A 20,747-nucleotide genomic window follows, 5' to 3' on the forward strand; every position below is an offset into this window, starting at 1 on the left:
ACACGGCGATTCCTCCTCTCTGAAAAGATTGATGGCGCGCACCTGAAACACCTTGGGGATAGTCCTGAGCTGTTCAGCGGCCTGCTCTGGAATAGCCTCGTCGGTTTCGATCGTGCAGAGCGCGGTGCCACCCTTTTTCAGGCGGCTGACCTTCATCACTGCGATGTTGATCCCGTATTCCGCCAGAACGCCGGTCAGCTTGCTGATGGCCCCGGGGCGGTCCTGATAGCTTAAAATCAGTGCCGGGGACTGTGCGGTGAAGTATGTGGGGAAATCGTCGATCTGCGTAATGATGATCTGCGCGCCGCCGATGGAGGAGCCGATCACCCGGCAGATCAGGCGGTCTCGCTGAAAAAAGCTGAGGACGGCTGTGTTTTCATGCGCTCCCTCCAGCTCCGTTTCATAAAAATTGTACGAAAGGCCGGCCTGCTTTGCCATTTCGAATGCGTTCGGCAGACGCTCGTCGTCTTCGTAATATCCCAGCGCGCCGAATACCAGCGCCCGGTCGGTTCCGTGGCCGCGGTATGTTTTCGCGAAGGAGCCGTGCAGCCCGAACGATACGCGGTCATATGGTTCCCCCGCGATAATTCCCGCAATCCGGGCCAATTTGGCTGCGCCCGCAGTATGCGAGCTGGAGGAGCCGATCATGATCGGGCCAACGACCTCAAAAACACTGAGTTCCATCTTTGCCGCCTCTTTCCGCAAGTTTTGTCCTGCCCCGCCTGCTGCAAAGGCAGGTGATTTTCTCAGAGATTATGGTTCCCCAAAAAGCTTCCATATCCTACCTACATTTTATCACAATTCTTATAAATAAAATAGAAGAGCCAAGAAAAACGGAAGATTTTCCGACATTTCTTGGCAAAAAAATTAAAAAAAGTATTTGGTTACTAAATACATTTATAAATTTTTATTTTATTTTTTCAAAGAGGGGAATTACCCGAATACTGGCATCATCTGTCCAATCAAAAAGCCGAAATTACGGGTAATAAAGCTTCTTCTTTAAGTATGGCAGAGTCCTCTTTCCCGTCAGCAACAGTGTCCTTCAATTTAGTGAATTTTCTTGAGAATGAAACACTTTTACTGATTCACTGTAAGTGAACCACTCTACATAGCTGCGTTCAATGGATTTGTCTCAAACTGAAACCAGTCGGATCATTTATCCGACTGGTTTGTTATTGTTTAAGAACCACCAGCTTTGCTGGTGGAGAAAGACCTTCTAGGTGTGGACAAATAAAAAGCTCCCCGATATATTAAAGCCAAGGTCTGCCAACCTGACTAAAAAATCGGGGAGGTCTTTACATGAAAGACATCAATAGTTTAGAGCATACAAAGTGGAGATGTCAATACCATATAGTGTTTGCCCTAAAATATAGGAGACAAGTGATATATCATGAGATAAAAGTGGATGTAGGATATATATTGCGAAGACTGTGTGAGCAGAAAGGTATAGAGATAATAGAGGCCAACGCATGCCCGAATCACATCCATCCAAATTTAGTGTCTCGCAGATAATGGGATATTTAAAAGGGAAGAGTAGCCTAATGATATTTGATAGGCACGCAAATCTAAAATATAAATATGGAAACCGGCATTTTTGGGCTAGAGGATATTATGTGGATACGGTAGGCAGAAATAAAAAGCAGATACAAGAATATATAAAGAAACAGCTAGAGGAAGAACAGCTGGCGGATCAAATGAGCATTAAGGAATATATAGACCCGTTCACGGGTAGCAAGAATTCCAAGGCATAAATTACACCCCTTAAGGGGTCACCTGATAAAGCAATGCACGTGGCAGACCTTTCGGGAGCCCTTAGGGGTATGTCAGTAATATGCCCTTCTAGGGCTTACTCAAGCCTCCGGCTTAGCCGGAGGTTTTGACTTTTTATTGATCCTATAAAAAGGGGGATGGCTCCTTTGCTGAAAATAATATTTATGGCTGCATGTCAGCCTCTATATCAGTTATAGGCTATGAAATGGTCTAGAGAAATGTTTGATTCCGAAAGAGCATACTCCAGTAATTACATGAAAAAACTTGATGAAGTACTATTTATCTGATGATTTCTGTTAATAATATCAATAAATCAATTTTCATTTAGATGAGGTGCGATTTTGACTCTTGTAGTGTTAGGAATAGTTTCAATTGTTGCCTGTTATAAATTTGGCGATTTGAAAAATTGGGAAAAATATTATTCAACGATACTTTTTTACAATATAGGGGCATTGACGGAAAATATCATTACACGCAATAAACCACTATGGTTATTCTATGGGACCCATCTAACGGATACAATCGCTGACTATGTATTTGGCTTTTTAATCTTTCCTTGCATTATCATTGTATATTTATCCAATTATCCTAAAGCGAAAATAAAACAAGTCTTTTATACATCCGCTTTTATTTCATTTATGTCTTTAGTCGAGTTGATACTATATAGCATCAATGATTTGCAATACTACAATGGTTGGAATGTCAGCTGGTCCATTTTACTCTATGTCGGCGTATTTCCTTTGTTACAGCTACATTTAAAGAAGCCCTTGCTGGCTTTACTTGTTTTGTTCATACTGACTATAGGTGGATTAGTATATTTTAAAATTCCAATAATAAATTGATAGTAAAAGGGGAACACATTAATTGATGTCATATATTCCAGAAGAAGTTACTATACAAAATCAACTCACTGATGTGCGCATCAATGAATGGCTTTCAGAAGAATTCCTGAAACCCAAATGGTGGGCACTTATTTTAATCGTCCTGATTCTCTTTGTGGTTTGGTTTAAAATGATCGATAAATCCAGAATAAGAGAGATCTGTCTGTTTACAGTCCTGTTGACGATCATTTTTATGGGCATTGATGAATACGGTGAGGAATTGGTTTTATGGGATTATCCAATTGATATTATTCCATTATTTCCTCCATTATCTTCTATCAATTTAATTAGCATCCCGCTGATTTACTCCCAGATATACCAGCATTTCAAACAAAAGAAGTTTATATATGCAGTTCTGATCAGTTCAGCAGTAATTTGTTTTGTTGCTGAGCCTTTATTGACTTTTTTTGGATATTATGATCTGATCAACTGGCACTATTATGAAAGCTATCCAATTTATGTCGTAGTGACGTTGTGTACAAAAGGGATTGTTCAAAAAATCATGTATATTTCGAATAAGAGCAGTTGTATCCGTAATGCAGGGTGAAACATATGAATTGTTTATCAATTGATCTTCAATGGAAATTGACAATGAGTCGTTTCGAAGAATGGCTTAAAGAGGAATTATTTCACTTTAAATGGTGGATTTTACTTGCTGTATTTATATTGTCTATATTTATTTGGTGGAAAAGCATCGATAAATCTAGATTAAGTGAACTTGTTTTATTTGCGGGCATTGTATGTATTTTTATTTTGATATTGGATGAATGGGGGGAAGAATTGGCTCTTTGGGACTATCCTGTTAAAATATTTCCTTTATTTCCTCCCATATCGGCAATCGATTTAGCAAGCCTCCCTTTTCTATATTCGTTAATTTATCAATATTTTAGTACATGGAAAAGCTATACAATAGCGTCTATTATCATGTCTGTTATATCCTGCTTTGTAATGGAACCTCTTTTCATTTTAAGTGGCATCTATCAGGTGATCACATGGAAAACTTATTATGGACTGCCATTATATTTTGCAATAGCGATTTGTTCCAAATTCATTTTAGTTCAAATAAAAAAGATTGAATCTAAAATGAATTAAAAATACACACCCGATCTTATGATCAGCTTAAGTTAATCGAAATTTCCTTGGGAAGCTCAAAATAACGCCAAGTGATTGACTCTCAGCGAAAAAAAGAACACACGATGAAACGGTATGAGCAGATTTTATTTGCTGATGCCGTTTTGTTGTTTCAAGTTTTGAAAACTGGGAAGGGCGCTATGTTAAGACCGCTAAATTCCATTTTTAAGAGAATGATACAGGATATGACAATGCTTTTGAGCTAATGAGCCGAAGCGCTTACCCTGACCTTGTGTTTTTCAGCGTAAGCGGAAAGATTTAAAAGTACACAGATTTCTTTCTCCATGCAAATGTGTTGTGTGATGAATCCCTTTGATTTTATTATCCAATGGGCTCTCTTAAATAAAGATATTAAAATTCTCTTTCACAATACCCTATAAATTTTTTGGCTGCCGGCGGAAGCTTGTCTGTATTGGGGACAGCGATCCCAAGGGAAATATGCTCTTCCGGCTCTAAAGGGAGTTTTATCACATTACAGATGCGTCCTTTTGTAACGAGTTCATTCATCACACTCATACCGAGGCCGCATTCAATCATTGAGAGTGCCGCATAATTCTCAAAAGTTTCGTAGCGGATTTTAGGGGAGATCTTCGCATTGCGGAACAATTCGACGACATCAAAATCAGAGCCACAGGCAGGCATAATAAAATTCTCGGATTCACAATTTTTTAGTGGGTACGCTTTTTCTTTCGCCAAAGGGTGATCGAGAGGGAGGACAGCTATCATCGGATCATCCCGCAAGGGAATCCAATCAAATTTCATGCCCGGCTGATAGCTCATAAATCCCAAGTCTATTTTTTGCTCCTCCAGCCATGAGACCACTTCCTGCCGAATTCCCTCCATCAATTTAATGCGGATGTTAGGATAATCATGCTGAAAGCTTTTGATGATTTTCGGCAGCCAATGCACTGCAATACTGGAATAGCTTCCAATCCGAATGGTTCCACTGTTCAATCCGTTCATTTCAGAAACAGTTTGGGAAAACTCCTCCTCCAAATGCAGCAGCTCGCGCAAAATGGGTACAAGACGTTTGCCGTTTTCAGTCAGCTGAACACCATTTTTGCCCCTCGTCAGAATTTGAAATCCTAATTCCTCTTCCAATGCGTTCATCATGTGCGTCACACCGGACGGCGTGTAGTCAAGCTGTGCGGCGGCCTTGGTGAAGCTCCCCAAATCTGCTGATGCTAAGAACACTTTGTATTTTTTTAAATCCATATTCGATTCTCCTATCTATGAGAAACCGTCAACTTTCAATTGAAAAACCGTCGTTTTACTTAATATGATTTTTATTATATACTGGAAAACAGAAAACAACAAGAATAGGTCTGACGGCAGACAATAAAGGATAGAAAACAGATTTATGGGTAAAAAATTAACGGGGATTTTGTATGCAGTATTGGCTGCAATGATATATGGTTTTACTCCCATTCTGGCAAGGATCGCATTTGACGGAGGGGCCAACGGTATTACGGTTGCTTTTTTAAGGGGAAGTATTTCTCTGCCTGTTCTTTTCATTATTTTGAGGTATAAAAAAATACCTTTAAAACCTGGAGAGAATTGGAAACTGATTCTGTTGACCGGAGTATTTGGTACTGCGCTCACCACTCTTTTGCTTTATATGTCTTATAACTACATATCGGTTGGGATTGCCACCATACTGCACTTTGTATATCCCCTTTTGGTTTCTGTGGCATGCGCGGTTTTCTTTCGGGAAAAAATGAACCGCTGGAAAATTACCGCCTTAATCCTGTGCAGCATTGGTATTTTTATGTTTATTGATTCCATTTCTTCCTTTGGTATCACAGGAATGTTTTTGGCCCTTTTATCAGGGGGAACCTACGCACTCTACATGGTCTGCGTAGATAAGAGCCAGCTCAAGCATATGGATTACTTTCAGCTGACTCTTTATTTGAATTTCCTTATGTCCGTTGTAGCAGGTATATTTGGGATGTCCACCGGCGAGCTGCATTTTTCGCTCACGCCCAAGGCTTGGATATTATGTGTCCTTGTCTCCTTATTTATCGCTTTGGGCGCATTACCTCTTACACAACGGGCGATTCAGCTGACAGGAGCCTCTACTGTCGCGATATTGTCCACCTTAGAGCCCATCACCAGCATTGTTTTAGGGACACTGATTTTAAAAGAAACCGTTTCTTTCTTGAAACTGACCGGCTGTGTCTTTATCATTATCAGTATTTTACTGATTGCAGTAAATGAAGGAAGACAGGATCTCCCCAAACTGCCCTCAAAAACAATGGAGCAGCACATCTCTTGATTGGTTCATCTCTTTAGAAAGAATTGGTCTTTTTTAATCCTGCAAATAAGTACGCCGGGCGTTGCGAAATGCCCGGCGTTTTTTGCAGAAAAGTTGCTGCTACTATTTAAAATGAACAGGGTAAAATCGGAAGCTCTTCCGATTTTACTGCACCGTCAGATCAGGTGGAAGGCTTGATTGATCGGGAAACGATATTTCAAACCTGTCTCTATAAAGTAAAACCATTCAGCCGGTTATTCCCCTTAGCCGCTGAATGGTTTCCCTTATTGATTTTATCAGCTTATTTATTGCAGTTGTAGGAAGAGGAGCGTTGCCATATTAGCCAGAGCGGTTTCACGACACCTCAGCCCGTCTTTTTAAAGCAGGGACATTCCCGATATTCCTTAGGGGTCATTCCAGTCAGGCTGTGAAAGGCTCTTGTCAGTGTGGAATTACTGCTGTACCCAACCATCACAGCAATCTCCATAATGCTGAAATCAGTTTCAATCAACAGTTCCTTTGCCTTGTTGATGCGAACATACCTCAGGTAAAGGCTGGGGGAAAAACCGGTCTGCTCTTTGAACCAGTCGTTGTAATAGGTCGCATTGTAGTTTTCGATGTCCGCAAGCTGTTGGACTGTAAGGGATTCATCATAGTGCTCGCTGATATATTTGATGGAAGGGGTAGAGCAGCTTTCCATCAGTTTACTGTATAGATAACGATACAGATACTGTACGGATTGACTGTCGGGCTCTTGCTTTAATTCGGCTTGAATCAGTTCCATGAGTTGGGTGATTTGATTTCGGATAGGAATGATCAATGGATACGACAGGAATCCGGGTTTCTTTCGCTCCAGCGCCTCTCTTCGAATGTTGATCACAAGCAGTTGGCTCAGAAAATTGCACTGATGCCGTATGTCGGGAGGGATCAGGCACAGCTCCTGCGGTGTTACGTCATATTCCATTGACCCGATCCGGATGTGCATGGTTTTTTCCAGCGGAACCAGAACTTGAGGATAATCGTGACTGTGTTCTCCGCGGCATTCGCTGAAAATAAAAAAATTCAATGTGCGATCCATATCTATGACTCCCAGTTGAACGCAATAGTAACCACAGGGAAACTCTCTCGGGTTTTGCATAAACCTCCATTGCGGTGCAGAACAAAAGCACCGCGACGGAGGTTCCCATTATGAAAAAAGAAATTTTTCTTCAATTACTGTTTGCCAAGTTCCCTGCACTGCGTTACACAAGCTTTGATGCCTTCTTTCAGGCAGGTTTCAAAACCGAGCTCGTTCATTTTATTAATAGCAGCAAGCGTTGCCGCACCCGGCAATAAGAGTTTGCTTTCCAATTCTTTTGGACTGATTTCCAGACTCAAAAGCATCTCTGCACTGCCTTTCATGGTTTGAGCGAACAACCTTAAAGCAGTATCCTCATTGAGGCCCATCTCAACAGCTTCTTTCACGACAACATCAGCCATGTGATAAAAATAGGCCGGAGCGGCTCCGTTAATCGGAACCACCTCGTACATTAAGGATTCCGGTATTTCCTCAACAATGCCGCAGCTGGTCAGAAAACGGTATACCTCTTTATAGTCGTCATCCGTGACATTTGCCCCGCGAGAGACAGCAAAGGCGCCCATTCCAGCCTGTGCGGTGAGTGTAGGCACACATTGAACCACTTTGCAGTTTTCTCCCAACTGTTCCTCATACCATTGATTATTGATTCCGGCCGCAAGAGAAATAAAAACAGTATCAGAAGTATAGGCTCCCTTAATCTGCGGTACGATGGACTTAATAATTTGAGGCAATACCGCAACAACAACAACCCTCGAATCTTTTACCAAATCTTCAATCGATTTGTAGACATAATATCCATTTGCTTTGTATTCCTCGCAAACCTGCTGCGATATATCGAATATACCGATCTGCTTGTGTTTGTAATTCTCGCTCTTCTCTACTCCTGATAAAATTGCTCTTACGATATTTCCCGCGCCGATACATCCGATTGTGGTTTTCATTGCATTGATCATTCCTTTCAGTTTGCTGCTGACATAAAGTGAATTTCTTCTAAGAATCTTAGATGGATTTGTTTAAAGAGGCAGCCTTCGTCAAATTCATATTTTTTGTTTCCGGAGCCATGACAATGGAAAGCAAAAGTCCTGCCGCAGATACTGCCGCACAAATATACAAGGTAGCGGTCAAGCCAAAATTAGATAAAACGATTGGGGCAAAAAAGGTAGAAACGGCAGATAGTACACGGGTCACTCCAGTAATAAAGCCCACCGCTGTTGCCCGAATATGCGTTGGGAAAAGCTCGTTGGGATAGACCCACTGGTGTGCCCCGCCCGCCGTGTTGGATGCTCCAAAGAGTACAAATAAAATCAGGATGACCCCAAACGGCATATTCCTGCCAGAGATCAGGCCCAATATCAGCAATGCGGCGGCGCAGATAAGGAACGACCAAATGAGCGTAGGTCTCCTCCCGGCAGTGTCCATGTAAAGGAAGATCGGAATCAGGCCAATCAGATACAGGCAGTTTATGATCGCCGATCCCAGGTACTGCAAATTTCCCTGTGCAAAGCCGAATTTCTCCATAATGGTAGGAAGATAGGTCCCTAACCCAAACACCGGTACAATTTGAAGTGTCCAGAAAGCTGCTGCGAAAAAGACCCATTTCCCATACCCGTTCCGAAAGATATCGAGAAAAGCAGTCTTTTCCTCGGGTTCCTGTTCTTCCGGCAGAACGACATTATCACCGATCTGTTTCAGAATGTCGTTTGCTTCCTTTTCTCTTCCTTTGCTGACCAGCCAACGGGGGGATTCCGGCATGGCAAAGATGAATATCAGCCAGAGCAGGGAAGGAACTGCACCGCTTACAAGCATCCATCTCCAGTTATTCACGCCGACAGGCAATAAAAGGTAGCAAACCACATAAGAAAGCGCATAACCGATAAACCAGACCGCATTGAGCGCCCCAACGAAAGTGCCGCGATTTTTTTGCGGAGAAAACTCCGACAGATAAGGTCCTGCAATGGGGAAGGTAGCTCCTAAACCGACGCCCAAAAGGATTCGTATGATGAACGACTGTATTGGATCACTGATAAAAAACTGAAGAATCCCCAGAACGGTGAGAAAAGCAAAATCGAGAATATACATTTTCTTTCGGCCGATCAAATCCGTTATGTAGCCGCCAAACATGCCGCCGAAAAACATACCCAAAAGAGATCCCATTCCAATTAACCCCGACATAATTGGAGACATAGGGATTTGGGTATTCATGATTGAAAGGGAGATTGCGACGCTTCCCAGAACATACCCGTCTACTAATGGGCACCCGGCACAGTAGGCAAATAACTTTAAATGGAATTTATTCAAAGGGACTGTATCCATTGTCACTTGATTGGTATTCATAATTCCCTCCTAATTGATATTTTTTTACGGCAAGCTGATTTTGAAAAGGTTCCTGCAAAACTTGTTCTATTGGGGCAGTTAAAAAATAAGAAAAATGGGACATGTCGTTAGATTTCCATATGAAACAAAATTCAAAAGGATATCAACGATATTCTGAAAGCTTTCGTGCCGTACGGTGGCGGGAGCTTTTCTTTGCCGAAGAAACCGAAAGCAAAGAGAGGAACCCCCATCCACACGTTCAGGCACAATGAAAAGTCCGGCACAGTGACTGGTTCAGATCAAAAGATTCCATGCCCGCCATTGCTTTTATTCGCCCGCGAGCGGGCTGAAAACCTGCCTCTGTGTGCTGTTTTAAAACCGACATATCCCTTTTCCTGCCTTGATCAGAATCCATTACACGATTTGATACGATTGACAAACCCTGCAGCCCCAAATTTTAAGCGTATTTCAGGAAAGTGCCGCAAAACTCAGAGTACCTGCTCCACGTGCTTTCGCAGGATTTCCTGGCAGCGCAGCATCTGTTCCGCAGAAGGGGAGAGGGTGTCGGCAAGTAAGTATTGACGTCCCAGCTTTTTGTAGGTCTCTGTTCCCAATCGATGGTATGGAAGCAGCTGAACATGGTGAAGATAACGCAGTTTCGAACAGAATTGCCCAATCTGCTCCAATTCTTCCTCCGAATCGTTGATTCCCGGAATAATGGGGACACGAACGACCAGCCGGAACGGCTTTTCCACCATATTCGTCTGCAGCAGATTTTCAAGGATGATCTGATTATCAACGCCACAGTATAATTTGTGCCGCTGCCGGTCAAACACTTTCATATCCACAAACGCGGTGTCTACATATGGAAGAATCGAATGAATCGTCGCCCATGGAGCAAAAAAAGTGGTTTCGATTGCCGTATTGATGCATTCCGACCAGGCTGCCTGCAGCAGGGCCAGCGTAAAGCTCGGCTGGGATAAGAGCTCACCGCCAGACAAAGTTACGCCTCCCTTGGAGTGAAAGAAAAAAGCAGAATCTTTTCTGACTTCTTTCATCACCTCTTCCACTGTCATTATTCTGCCATACGTATTCTGCTCCGTATACTCTATTTCAAAGGATTGGCTTTCAGGGGTAGAGCACCATTGGCAGCATAACGGACATCCTTTTAAAAACACAACGGTACGAAAGCCGTCGCCGTCATAAATGGAGCTGCGCTCAATTCGCAGCACTACACCGCGAATCTCTTCTTTTTCGTTTGTCTCTCTCTCTTTTTGTTTGTTACAAATGGTTGCTCGCCCCTTTACCGGTTAATCATTATCCCGAATTGTTGCTACTGCCGGTTCCATATCACCAGCTTCTGATCGAAGTGCGGCTGATGATCTCATCCTGCACTTCCTTGCCAAGCTCGATAAAGAAAGCGGTATAGCCGGCGACACGGATCAACAGATCCCTGTGCTGCTCCGGATGCTCCTGAGCGGCCAGCAAAGTCTCCCGGTTGATCACGTTGAACTGGGCGTGGTAGACATCCAATGTGCAAAGCGTTTTCAGCAGGTGCATCATGTGTGTCAGGCCTTTCTCGCCTGCCAGAATTTCAGGCTCCATTTTCATGTTGAGCTGCGTTCCCTGCGTAAAGCGGGCGTGCGGGATATGGCTGACGGATTTGAGCAGAGCGGTGGGCCCGTTGATATCGGTACCGCCGGTAGCCCCGATGCCGTCGGTCAAAGGAGTCCAGGCATAACGGCCCGAAGGCAGGGCGCCGACCCACTCACCGATGGGGGTGTTGCCGGATACGGGCAGCATGCCGCAGGTCATCCTGCCGAACTTGGTATCATACGTCTCAAACTGGTTGATGATATAGGTAAACACCTCGCCCACGATCCAGTCGGCCCGTTCGTCGTCGTTGCCGTATTTGGGGGCCTCCATGCACAGTTTCTGAACGTCTTCGTAGCCTTTGAAATTTGCCGCCAGTGCGTTGCACAGCTGCTGCATAGTGAGCTTCTTCTCATCATAGATCAGATTCCGCACAGCGGCCAGAGAATTAATGATATCTGCCTGACCAACGGTGATGACGCCGCCGCCGCAGTTGTATTTGGCGCCGCCCATGCTGTAATCGTTAGCGCTCTCAATGCAGTGGGGGTACGTCAGAGACAGGCACGGCACGGGGCGGTAATTCATGCTCAGATAATCCAGCAGCTGGTTGCCGGAAACAATCACATCGACAAAATATCGGATGTGGGCCTTGACAGCGTCAAAGAAATCGTCGAAGGTCTTAAAGTTTACGGGGTCTCCGGTTGAAATGGATACCCGCTTGCCGGTTTTGCGGCTGACGCCGTCGTTCAAAGCCATCTCAACAATACCGCCCAGATTAACGTCGGCCATATCGGTGTACTGCTTCATACGGCCGGACAGGTTGGTCTCTACGCAGCCGCAGGGATTCCAGTCCCAAGCCTCGCTCAAGGGCACTCCCTTGTTCAACAGCATGCGGATACCGGCGTCGTCATGGTGGATCGCGGGCATCGTAAGGCCCATACGGATGGACTCAACCGCCTTGCGCAGGAAAGCGTCGGGATTTTTGGAAATATTGTAGCGGATGGACAGATTGGGCTCTTTGAACTGAACGTCCATCGTGGCCTGAATAGCCATGTAGGACAGCTCGTTGACAGCGTCGTTGCCAAACTGATCGATACCGCCGGCGGTGACGTTTACGGTAATGCAGTAGCCGGCGGCGTACTGGGCTGTGACCTCGTCCTGGAACAGGCTCAGCTCGGCGATCTTGATCCACAGGCAGTCCAGCAGCTCCTGCGCTTCCTCTTTGGTGATCACGCCCTTTTCGATATCTGCCCTGTAATACGGATACAAATACTGGTCGATGCGGCCCAGATTGTAGGACGAGGCGTTCTGTTCCATATAGATGGCATACTCATAGGACAGTACGCTCTGTACGGCCTCATAGAAAGAAGAAGCGGGATACTCGGGCACCCGGCGGCACACGGCAGCGATCTTTTCCAGCTCCGCCTTGCGGACGGGGTCGGCGCACCCGGCGGCCATCTTTTCCGCCAGATCGGCATGGCGGTTAGCCAGGGTGATGATGCCCTCGCAGACAATGATCTCGGATTTCAGGAAGAACATTTTCTCCAGATCTCCCACGTGAGAGTCATCCAGCTTTGCCAAGGCCTCTTCCGCCTCTTTGCGGATGCCGGAAATCCCCAAAGTCAGCAGGCGATCCCAGCCGGGCGTGGTCTCGCCGTAGCCGCGCACGGCCTTGCGGTCAATATAGATCATCCCGTTGTCCCGCAACGTCTCCATATCTTCCGGAGCCAGAGCGCGCCAGCGATCCAGCACGCATTTATTCTTCCAATAATCAGAAACTTCTTCTTGAAAGACCTTCTTGCCTTCCTCGCTCAGGTAGAAAGGATCGAATTTACGGGTGCTGATCGTGTTCAGTTCCCGATCCAGAATGGAGCAGGAACTATCGGCGCACAGGATGCCGCAGCGGGGCTTGAAGCCGGCGCCGCCGACCAGCAGCTCGTTGTCCTGGATATAGATATTTTTCTTACGGCACTGGTGAAGAAAACCGGTCGCCTTCTGAATGATCCAGGGCTGGCCCTCAGTCGCTTTGAAACCTTCGGTCAGATACTTTGCATTGTAGACATCCATGTCTACCCGGGTGTCCAGATACTGTTTGCGCAGTGCTTGAATGCGCTCCATATAAGTTTGCGCCATTGAAAAAACCTCCTCTTATCAAATTTGTATTGCTTCATTGCAGCCCTTTCACGGGGTCTGCGCGGGAGCAGGAACGGAATAAAAAATCCCAATACCGGTTGAATTTGGTTCAGCGGTTGTATACTCCTTTGTTCAGGTAAGCCAGCAGCTCTTCTTTGGGCATGTTGTCGATTCCCAGATAGGCCAGATTATACTTGCTGGTTTCAAAGAAACTCTTCTTGTGCATCGCGCCTGCCAAAACGATCATCGAGTCAATAATCGGGGTGGGAACTCCATACTGAACCCCCAGGTCGTGATAGATTTTGCACCCTACCGGCACATCCTCCGTTAGATAGCGATGGTTGATGTTGTTGGGGCCGGTATTGCCTTCGTTGGACGGTTGATCCAGCGGAAATACCACATTGTCTTTCCCGTTCTCATCCAGACCCATATACTCCTGTGTCAGCACGCTGCGGCGGGAGAAGAAGGATTCATAATTGTAGCTGGGCGTACCGACGCCGATCTCTTTTGCCAGGGCCTTTTCTTCCTCATAAAACTGATACTGAACCTCGCAGATGGAAGGGCTCAGGCCGTGACTGTACATGGAATAGGTGGTTTTGTCGTGACCGCCGAAGATCACGCCCCAGTTTTCCATCGTCGACACACCCAGAATCGTGGCCGGAACATGGATCACGGGGTTGATGTTGGCAAAACCGATATCCAGTACGGTGTTGCCGGTCGAAGGGCCCTCGCCCTGAGTGACAGCATCGATGCAGGGAAGGTATCGGGCCGACTCCATAAAAGCGTCGATGTCGGACATGGGAAGAGAGGCGCCGCGCAGGGTAATCGCCCGGTATTTTACGCCCACGTGGGGGAATACAAAGCCGTTGACTGATTCCAAACGGGTACCGTAAGGGGCAGAGGACCAGCCGCCGACAATAACCTGTTTCGTGCAGCCCATCTCCCGCATCAGGCGGCGGAGAAGCAGGGTGGCATAGTTGTCGGTGAAAATATGGATCACCTGGCCGTCTTCCAGATGAGGGATCAGGGCGCGGAAAAAGGGTTCGTGAGCCATTGCGGGGGCCGCCACCACGATTAGGCCGGCGCCCTTGACGGCCCATTCGATATTGCTTGTCACCACGTCGAAGTACGCGCGGCCGGACCGTTCGAAACAATACCGGTTGCGCTGAACACCGTCCAGCAGAATACCGGTCTTTCCCAGATTGGCCAAAGTTTTCTCTGCAAAAGGCATCATATCAAACAGGCGGACTTCGCGTCCGGCCAGTTTCATGTCTGCCGCACAGGTTTTACCGACTGCTCCGCCGCCCAGAACCGCGATCGGCATATTCTTCAAATACACCATGGTCCCTGCGGAATGCTTTTCTACACTCATCTAGATTTCCTCCTTCAAGGTTGGCTCTCGAGTATACCTGCACCCCTTCGGGTACAAGTACGATTAGCCATAATCCATAATAAATTGACAGGAGATATTCCCGATCTCCTTCACTTTTACTATAAGCAAAAGACGTGCCAACTAAGGACAAAAATCAAAAAGTACAGGAATATCCTCATATTGAACGGATTTGTTGATCATTTTTACCGTTTTACTCTATGGACAAGTCGCAAAAAATAAGCAAAATTTTTTGCGCTTTTAGCATAGTTGCAAAAATTTTTGCTTTACTTTCGGGCGTTTTATGTATAGTATTAAATAGCGGCGATTTTCGAAGTAGGATCAATATTCCACAGATTAAATATTGCTATCACACACGGAATAAGAAATGGGAGGTAATGGCCATGAGATATCCGGATGCCATGGAACTTCTTTCTCAGTGCGGACTGGGTGCCGTGCTGATCTCTGAAGACAACCAAATCCTGTCCATCAATGAAGCGGGGGATCGCCTGCTCCACGGCGGTGGAAATTTAGTGGGAACCGCTATGCCGGAGTCCGCCGCGCTGCTCTGCGGGGAATCCGACCCGGTTCGCTATGCTAATATTGCTTTCGGCGAATATTTGTGCCGGTGTACAACGCCGGAGCTTTCGGATCTTCCTCCTGATACACGAATGATTGTCTTTCGGTTGGCCACGAATGACGCCTGCCATGACATGCTGATCAGCGTGCTGAACGGAATCAGCGAGGCCGTGATCTTGTTCGATGAACAGGGACGCCTCTATCTTCTTAACGATGCGGCGGTCAATCTGGATTCCATCGTGACATCGGATGTTCTGGGCAAGCATGTGTCAGAGGTTTACCATTTACAGGACGGCTCGCTTCTTGCAGTTCCCCAGGTGATTCAGGACAAGCGCCCCAAGCTGAACCTGCGCCAATATTACACCACTTGTTTTGGGAAGAATGTAGATATTGTTGCGAACATTTCGCCCATAGTTCAAAACGGCCAGACGTTAGGCGCCTATAACGTAATGGAGGACTGGTCCACTGCCAGCGAACTGCATAAGCAAATCATCGATTTGCAGAGCAAGTTATTGGAGCGATCCTCCACTGCCAAAGCAAAGGAAAAGAGTGCTTTAACCGCCAAACATCAGTTCAGTGATATCATTTACATCAGCTCGGCTATGGATAAAATGGTCACCAGATGCCGGCAGATCGCGCAGTCCGATTCCTCCGTGATGATTTATGGGGAAACGGGGACAGGCAAGGAGCTTTTAGCGCAAAGCATCCATAACGCCAGCCGGCGGGCAAACGGCCCGTTTATAGCGATCAACTGCGCAGCCATCCCAGACAATTTGCTGGAGGGACTGCTGTTCGGCACGGAAAAGGGCGCCTATACCGGGGCGGAATGCAGAGCCGGCCTGTTTGAACAGGCGAACGGCGGAACTCTTTTGCTGGATGAAATCAATTCGATGAATATTTTTCTCCAGTCTAAGCTGCTTCGTGTGTTGCAGGACGGCATGATCCGGCGTGTGGGCGGTGCGGCGGAAATTCATGTGGATGTCAGGGTGCTGTCCAATATCAACATTCCGCCTTATCAGGCGATTGAAGAAAATAAACTGCGTCAGGATTTGTTTTATCGGCTGGGCGTTGTCAATATCAGTATTCCGCCGCTTCGCGAACATAAAGAGGATATCCCCTTATTGTCCAAGAATTTTATCCTTGGTTTTAATAAAAAGCTGCTCAAAAACGTGCGGAATATTTCTTCCGCGACTTTAGATCTTTTTCATTCCTATCATTGGCCGGGAAATGTTCGGGAATTGGAGCATTGCATTGAACACGCCATGAATATTCTGCCGAACGATCTTTCACTGATCACTCCGGACTATATACCGGATCACATTCTGAATTCAGCAGCTTGCGCGCCCCCTTACGAGAAGATCAAAATACAAGAGAATACCGGTTCGCTCATCCGTACCACCCAAAATATCGAACTCCAGATGCTTCGAAGAGCTTTGTTGGAGAACAACGGCAATATTTCAAAAACGGCCCGTTCCCTTGGGATCAGCCGCCAAAATCTTCAGTATCGTATCAAGCGCAGCGGCATGAATGTAAAAGCTCTTTTGAGTGAAAACGACAAATAAGAAAACTCAAACCCGCGGCATAAATCAAAATGCTGGGGGTTTTTTATTTTCACTGCAAATACGATTATTTGCAGCCTGCAAAAATTTTTGCGTTTTTTGCACCCAATGTCCGGCAGATGCGCTATAAATAAAAAACATTTGATTTTTATTTCTGCTATGAGTTACAAAAATTCTGATAAAATCTTATTTTTTCTTCTTTTTGTCTTTATAAAATAAAATTTTGAATGCGCATACCACAATTGGCCTGATTATTGCTTATGGTTACTTGTAAATGGAATTTTTTTAGTGAGGTTCATGAATTCAGACGCGCCTTTTTCCCTTGACAGCTGACGGTAAGAGGGGCGTTTTGGATCATAAAATTTACGATTAAAGGAGCGAATCAAGATGAAAAACACCGAACGTCAAATCAAATTAGGCATGCATAGTTATACTCTTCATCTCAGCGGTTTGGGAGAAAGCTGGGGCTTTCAGGATGCTCATGCGTTTGAAAAGTCCATCGACCTGTTTCAGTTGATGGACCTGGCCGTGGAATGGGGACTGGACGGATTACATATTACCAATGTGGATTTGGAATCGCTGGATCCCGCACATTTGGCCAAAGTGAAAGCCGCCGCGGAAGCTCACGATCTTTATCTGGAATACAATGTTTCCTTCAACGCGCCTTGTGACCCCCGCGTCAACTCCACGGTAAAAGATGCGTTGCTCAACGGCAAGGCGATCGGGGCCGAACTGGTCAAATTCAGCCTAGACATCGAACGCCCGCGTCCTCTTTACGGTACCTGCTTCTACCCCGACGTCATGCGCCAATTGAGCGACCGCTATGACGAGTTCAAGGCCAATATTCCGTTGATGGAAGAATTGGGCCTGACGATCTCGATCGAAAATCACTGCGATACCTATGCCGACGAAGTGATCTGGCTGATTCAGCAATTGAATCACCCCGATATCGGCGCTTGCGTGGATACGATCAATTCTTTGGTCGTGCTGGAAGGCCCCGAGGCCTGCGTTGAAAAGATGGCTCCGTATGCAAATTGCTGCCATTTTTGTGATAACAAGCTGGTTGTGGACCCGGACGGAACCCATTCCATCGGCGTAGCCATAGGCCAGGGAGACATCGATTGCGTGAAAGTTCTGAAAACGTTGCGGGAAAAGGCCCCTCTGGACCGCATCACCTTTGAAGTGGAATATGAGATTGGAAACGATTCTCTGGAAGTTGCCCGTGAAAAAGAAATTCAGGCCTGCAAAGAAAGCATCGATTATTTGCGCAACGTGCTGAAGGTCGGTGCGAGAAACAGATAACTCTTTTCAGACAGCCCTTTCAGAGCCCTCATAACCCTGTCTGTCAGGGGGACGCTGTCTGCCGGCCCGCAAACGAATCGCCATACAAAAAAACAGCGGTGTGTTTTTTTAGATTGCAGGTGGTCTCAAACAGTAATTTGCCGCCCCGCTCAGCAGCAGGAGAGATTCGGCAAAAAACAGGAGAAAACCGGCACATCACAAAAAGCACACCGCTGTTACAATAAATCAGGAATGAAAATTAAAGGAGGTACTTGTTGATTATGAATAGTCATTTTTATGTTCCGTCGCCTGACAATGTCCCTGCCTGCTCCATGGCCCCGGGTACAGAGGAACGGGCTGCTCTGAAGAAAGAACTGGAACGTCAGAGTGCCAACCCCATTGTCATCCCGGCAATTATCAACGGCAAAGAGGTTTTCACGGAGGATCGTTACAAAGTGACTGCCCCTCACAAGCATTCTCTGGTGTTGGCGGAATGGTGCCGCTGTGACGAAAAACTGTTGAAAGAGTCCGTTGATACAGCGATGGCTGCAAAAGAAGACTGGGAGAAACTGCCCGCGGAACATCGCTTTGCCATTTTTGAAAAAGCAGCCCAGTTGATTCAGGGAAAGTATCGCTTTGTCATCACTGCCGCCGTTATGCTGGGGCAAAGCAAGACTGCATGGGAAGCAGAATGCGATTCCCCGGATGAGCTGTGCGATTTGATCCGTTATGGAATCCACTTTGCCGATCAGCTTTACAGCATGCAGCCCAAGCCTACACCGGGCATGTTCAACCGGCTTGTATACCGTCCTCTGGAGGGTTTTGTCTGCGCGGTAACGCCCTTTAATTTCGCCGCAATTAACGGCAACCTGCCTGCTGCTCCCGCTATTATGGGCAACGTTGTGGTTTGGAAGCCCGCCATTACCGCTATTCTGGCAAGCTACTATATTATGAAAGCGTTTCAAGAGGCCGGCGTTCCTGACGGCGTTATCAACTTTATTCCCTGCCGCGGTTCCGATGTCAGCAAACATGTCCTCAGCGATCCGCGTCTGGCCGGTTTCCATTTCACCGGTTCGACAGAGGTATTCAAAAGTACCTGGAAGCTGATCGGCGAGAACATTGACAAATACCGCAGCTACCCCCGTTTGGTAGGCGAGACCGGCGGCAAAGACTACATTTTTGCAACCGAGAGCGCCAATATCGACGCGCTGGTTACAGCCATGATCCGTGGCGCCTATGAATATTCCGGCCAGAAATGCTCCGCCTTGTCCCGTTGCTATGTTCCCGCTAAGATTTGGCCGCAGCTAAAGGAAAAGCTTCTGAAAGAGATTTCTACGATTAAAGTGGGCGACGTGACCGACTTCACGAATTTCCTGGGTGCAGTTATCGACAAGAACGCCTTTGACGAAATCACCGGCTATATTGACGCCGCAAAGAAATCGCCGGATGCCGATGTCCTGTGCGGCGGCTATGACGGCAGCGTGGGCTGGTTCATCTATCCGACGCTGATTCAGGCAAAGACGCCCAACTACATCACCATGATCAAAGAGCTGTTTGCCCCCGTTTTGACGGTATATGTCTACGGTGAGGACGAATATGACGCGATGGTAGACCACTGCGCCAATTCCTCCATCTATGCTCTTACCGGTTCGATTTTCTGCGAGGATCGCAAAGAAATTGCAGATTTGGAAGACCGTCTGCGTCATTCCGCCGGTAATTTTAATATCAACGATAAGCCAACCGGCGCTTTGACCGGTCAGCAGCCTTTTGGCGGCGCCCGCGGTTCCGGTACCAATGATAAGGCCGGCAGCATCTTCAATATGATCCGCTGGATGAGTCCGCAGACGATCAGAGAAAATCTCTGCCCGCCCGAAAACTACCGTTACCCTTATATGGGTGAAAAATAAGAATGCGGAAGGGGTAATCTCGGCATTCAATAAGTATCTTGCAAGCTGTTCCGTTGTAAAGTATCGATCTCTGTGACTCTAATCTGCTTTGAAAATCGGCGGCGTGGTAATCTGTACTATCGTTCAAGCAAGATATTCTCATCGTGTGCAGTGGTTCCTTTGGATTTTCAAGGCGCAGCCAAAAATCTGCATTCTGAGAATCCCTTCCCTTGAAAGTGCCCGCCTTCTCTCTGAACAAGAGGAGTAGCGGGCACTTTTTTATTAGCAGATAAAACAGTGTAACATCATCTGCCACAAACAGGCCTTTTTTAAGTTGCAAAATGTACTTTGAACATTCCAAAAGGAGAATGACGATGAAGTATTTGTACTGGCTGTTGATTTTTATTCCGATCACTTTTGTTGCAAGATTCGGACTCCACTTAAGCGATGGCATCGTGTTTTGGCTTTGCTGCGCCGGCATCATTCCTCTGGCCGCCGTGCTGGGGGACTCGACCGAACAGATCAGCCTGTACACCGGCCCAAAGATCGGCGGCTTTCTGAACGCCACCATGGGAAACGTACCGGAGATCCTGATCTGCGGATTCGCCGTTAAGGCGGGCCTCTATTCTTTGGTGCTCACAAGCCTTGCAGGATCGATACTCGGCAACATTCTGCTTGTGATGGGAATGAGCATTTTTGTCGGGGGGCTGAAGTATAAGATTTTGCCCGTCAGCAAAAACATTGTGAAAAATAATTTTGATCTGCTTGGTTTTGCGCTCTTCAGTATCATTCTTCCGTTCTTCTTTAAATTTGGAAGTAAGGGAGGCGGCGACCACAACGCGGTAAAGGAATTCAGTCTTGCGCTGGCGATCGTCATGCTTGTGCTGTACATATTGGGGCTGATTTTCTCTTTGATTACG

Annotated in this window: 15 protein-coding genes and 2 pseudogenes; 9 read left to right on the forward strand and 8 right to left on the reverse strand. The window is 46.4% G+C overall.

Features of this window, described 5'->3' with window-relative positions:
* Nucleotides 1-684 (reverse strand): L-serine ammonia-lyase, iron-sulfur-dependent subunit beta (gene sdaAB, locus HMPREF1141_RS02625; protein ID WP_009060764.1); only part of this gene is annotated, 684 nt, incomplete at its 3' end.
* Between the two features lie 615 nt (nt 685-1,299).
* On the opposite strand from sdaAB, the pseudogene tnpA reads away from it, so the two are divergent.
* The 4 genes and pseudogenes from tnpA to HMPREF1141_RS02645 all read left to right on the forward strand — a co-directional run bounded on the left by tnpA (nt 1,300) and on the right by HMPREF1141_RS02645 (nt 3,743).
* Nucleotides 1,300-1,751: pseudogene (tnpA, locus tag HMPREF1141_RS02630) on the forward strand (IS200/IS605 family transposase).
* Nucleotides 1,752-2,111: 360 nt separating this feature from the next.
* Entirely contained in the window at nt 2,112-2,612 is a 501-nt protein-coding gene (locus HMPREF1141_RS02635; RefSeq protein WP_035316446.1) for a CBO0543 family protein, read from the forward strand.
* 25 nt (nt 2,613-2,637) lie between these two features.
* Nucleotides 2,638-3,198, forward strand: coding sequence for a CBO0543 family protein (locus tag HMPREF1141_RS02640; RefSeq protein WP_009060772.1), 561 nt, complete (start codon nt 2,638-2,640; stop codon nt 3,196-3,198).
* 5 nt (nt 3,199-3,203) lie between these two features.
* A complete protein-coding gene (locus tag HMPREF1141_RS02645; protein WP_009060778.1) occupies nt 3,204-3,743 on the forward strand; it encodes a CBO0543 family protein in 540 nt (179 codons plus the stop codon).
* A gap of 390 nt (nt 3,744-4,133) precedes the next feature.
* On the opposite strand, the gene HMPREF1141_RS02650 is transcribed toward HMPREF1141_RS02645, so the two are convergent.
* The gene (locus HMPREF1141_RS02650; RefSeq protein ID WP_009060757.1) at nt 4,134-4,997 is read right to left on the reverse strand and encodes a LysR substrate-binding domain-containing protein; all 864 of its coding nucleotides are present in this window, start codon (nt 4,995-4,997) and stop codon (nt 4,134-4,136) included.
* A 145-nt stretch (nt 4,998-5,142) separates the two neighbouring features.
* Between HMPREF1141_RS02650 and HMPREF1141_RS02655 the strand changes: the two genes are divergently transcribed.
* Nucleotides 5,143-6,057 carry a DMT family transporter gene (locus HMPREF1141_RS02655; protein WP_009060782.1) on the forward strand — a complete coding sequence of 305 codons (915 nt, stop codon included), beginning with the start codon at nt 5,143-5,145 and terminating at the stop codon, nt 6,055-6,057.
* Nucleotides 6,058-6,400: 343 nt separating this feature from the next.
* Here the strand turns inward: HMPREF1141_RS02655 and HMPREF1141_RS02660 are convergent, their stop codons facing one another.
* The 6 genes from HMPREF1141_RS02660 to HMPREF1141_RS02685 form a co-directional block, all read right to left on the reverse strand.
* Nucleotides 6,401-7,114, reverse strand: a complete 714-nt coding sequence (locus HMPREF1141_RS02660; protein WP_009060776.1) for an AraC family transcriptional regulator — start codon at nt 7,112-7,114, stop codon at nt 6,401-6,403.
* Nucleotides 7,115-7,248: 134 nt separating this feature from the next.
* The gene (locus tag HMPREF1141_RS02665; RefSeq protein ID WP_155863456.1) at nt 7,249-8,055 is read right to left on the reverse strand and encodes a pyrroline-5-carboxylate reductase dimerization domain-containing protein; all 807 of its coding nucleotides are present in this window, start codon (nt 8,053-8,055) and stop codon (nt 7,249-7,251) included.
* Nucleotides 8,056-8,113: 58 nt separating this feature from the next.
* Nucleotides 8,114-9,448: an MFS transporter gene (locus tag HMPREF1141_RS02670; protein WP_009060785.1), complete on the reverse strand. Its 1,335-nt coding sequence runs from the start codon at nt 9,446-9,448 to the stop codon at nt 8,114-8,116.
* Nucleotides 9,449-9,915: 467 nt separating this feature from the next.
* Nucleotides 9,916-10,659, reverse strand: coding sequence for a glycyl-radical enzyme activating protein (locus HMPREF1141_RS02675; RefSeq protein ID WP_009060754.1), 744 nt, complete (start codon nt 10,657-10,659; stop codon nt 9,916-9,918).
* Between the two features lie 118 nt (nt 10,660-10,777).
* Nucleotides 10,778-13,153 carry a formate C-acetyltransferase/glycerol dehydratase family glycyl radical enzyme gene (locus tag HMPREF1141_RS02680; RefSeq protein ID WP_009060780.1) on the reverse strand — a complete coding sequence of 792 codons (2,376 nt, stop codon included), beginning with the start codon at nt 13,151-13,153 and terminating at the stop codon, nt 10,778-10,780.
* Between the two features lie 109 nt (nt 13,154-13,262).
* A complete protein-coding gene (locus HMPREF1141_RS02685; protein WP_009060770.1) occupies nt 13,263-14,525 on the reverse strand; it encodes an NAD/NADP-dependent octopine/nopaline dehydrogenase family protein in 1,263 nt (420 codons plus the stop codon).
* Between the two features lie 401 nt (nt 14,526-14,926).
* Here HMPREF1141_RS02685 and HMPREF1141_RS02690 point away from each other — a divergent pair, with 401 nt between their 5' ends.
* The 4 genes and pseudogenes from HMPREF1141_RS02690 to HMPREF1141_RS02705 all read left to right on the forward strand — a co-directional run.
* Entirely contained in the window at nt 14,927-16,663 is a 1,737-nt protein-coding gene (locus HMPREF1141_RS02690) for a sigma 54-interacting transcriptional regulator (protein ID WP_009060774.1), read from the forward strand.
* A 384-nt stretch (nt 16,664-17,047) separates the two neighbouring features.
* Nucleotides 17,048-17,962 carry a TIM barrel protein gene (locus HMPREF1141_RS02695; protein ID WP_009060766.1) on the forward strand — a complete coding sequence of 305 codons (915 nt, stop codon included), beginning with the start codon at nt 17,048-17,050 and terminating at the stop codon, nt 17,960-17,962.
* 260 nt (nt 17,963-18,222) lie between these two features.
* Nucleotides 18,223-19,848 (forward strand): L-glutamate gamma-semialdehyde dehydrogenase, encoded by a 1,626-nt coding sequence (pruA, locus tag HMPREF1141_RS02700; protein WP_081487969.1) that lies wholly within the window; start codon nt 18,223-18,225, stop codon nt 19,846-19,848.
* A 353-nt stretch (nt 19,849-20,201) separates the two neighbouring features.
* Nucleotides 20,202-20,747 (forward strand): annotated as a pseudogene (locus HMPREF1141_RS02705) (calcium/proton exchanger); the annotation flags it as partial.

Origin of the sequence: Clostridium sp. MSTE9 (genome assembly GCF_000277625.1) — a bacterium.
GTDB classification, from domain to species: Bacteria; Bacillota; Clostridia; order Oscillospirales; family Acutalibacteraceae; genus Faecalispora; species Faecalispora jeddahensis.

Excerpts from the sequence above, each read along its gene's own strand:
- HMPREF1141_RS02640 (WP_009060772.1), top strand. The coding sequence starts at position 2,638 with ATGTCATATATTCCAGAAGAAGTTACTATACAAAATCAACTCACTGAT.
- HMPREF1141_RS02645 (WP_009060778.1), top strand. The coding sequence starts at position 3,204 with ATGAATTGTTTATCAATTGATCTTCAATGGAAATTGACAATGAGTCGT.
- HMPREF1141_RS02650 (WP_009060757.1), bottom strand. The coding sequence starts at position 4,997 with ATGGATTTAAAAAAATACAAAGTGTTCTTAGCATCAGCAGATTTGGGG.
- HMPREF1141_RS02655 (WP_009060782.1), top strand. The coding sequence starts at position 5,143 with ATGGGTAAAAAATTAACGGGGATTTTGTATGCAGTATTGGCTGCAATG.
- HMPREF1141_RS02660 (WP_009060776.1), bottom strand. The coding sequence starts at position 7,114 with ATGGATCGCACATTGAATTTTTTTATTTTCAGCGAATGCCGCGGAGAA.
- HMPREF1141_RS02665 (WP_155863456.1), bottom strand. The coding sequence starts at position 8,055 with ATGAAAACCACAATCGGATGTATCGGCGCGGGAAATATCGTAAGAGCA.
- HMPREF1141_RS02670 (WP_009060785.1), bottom strand. The coding sequence starts at position 9,448 with ATGAATACCAATCAAGTGACAATGGATACAGTCCCTTTGAATAAATTC.
- HMPREF1141_RS02680 (WP_009060780.1), bottom strand. The coding sequence starts at position 13,153 with ATGGCGCAAACTTATATGGAGCGCATTCAAGCACTGCGCAAACAGTAT.
- HMPREF1141_RS02685 (WP_009060770.1), bottom strand. The coding sequence starts at position 14,525 with ATGAGTGTAGAAAAGCATTCCGCAGGGACCATGGTGTATTTGAAGAAT.
- HMPREF1141_RS02690 (WP_009060774.1), top strand. The coding sequence starts at position 14,927 with ATGAGATATCCGGATGCCATGGAACTTCTTTCTCAGTGCGGACTGGGT.
- HMPREF1141_RS02695 (WP_009060766.1), top strand. The coding sequence starts at position 17,048 with ATGAAAAACACCGAACGTCAAATCAAATTAGGCATGCATAGTTATACT.
- pruA (WP_081487969.1), top strand. The coding sequence starts at position 18,223 with ATGAATAGTCATTTTTATGTTCCGTCGCCTGACAATGTCCCTGCCTGC.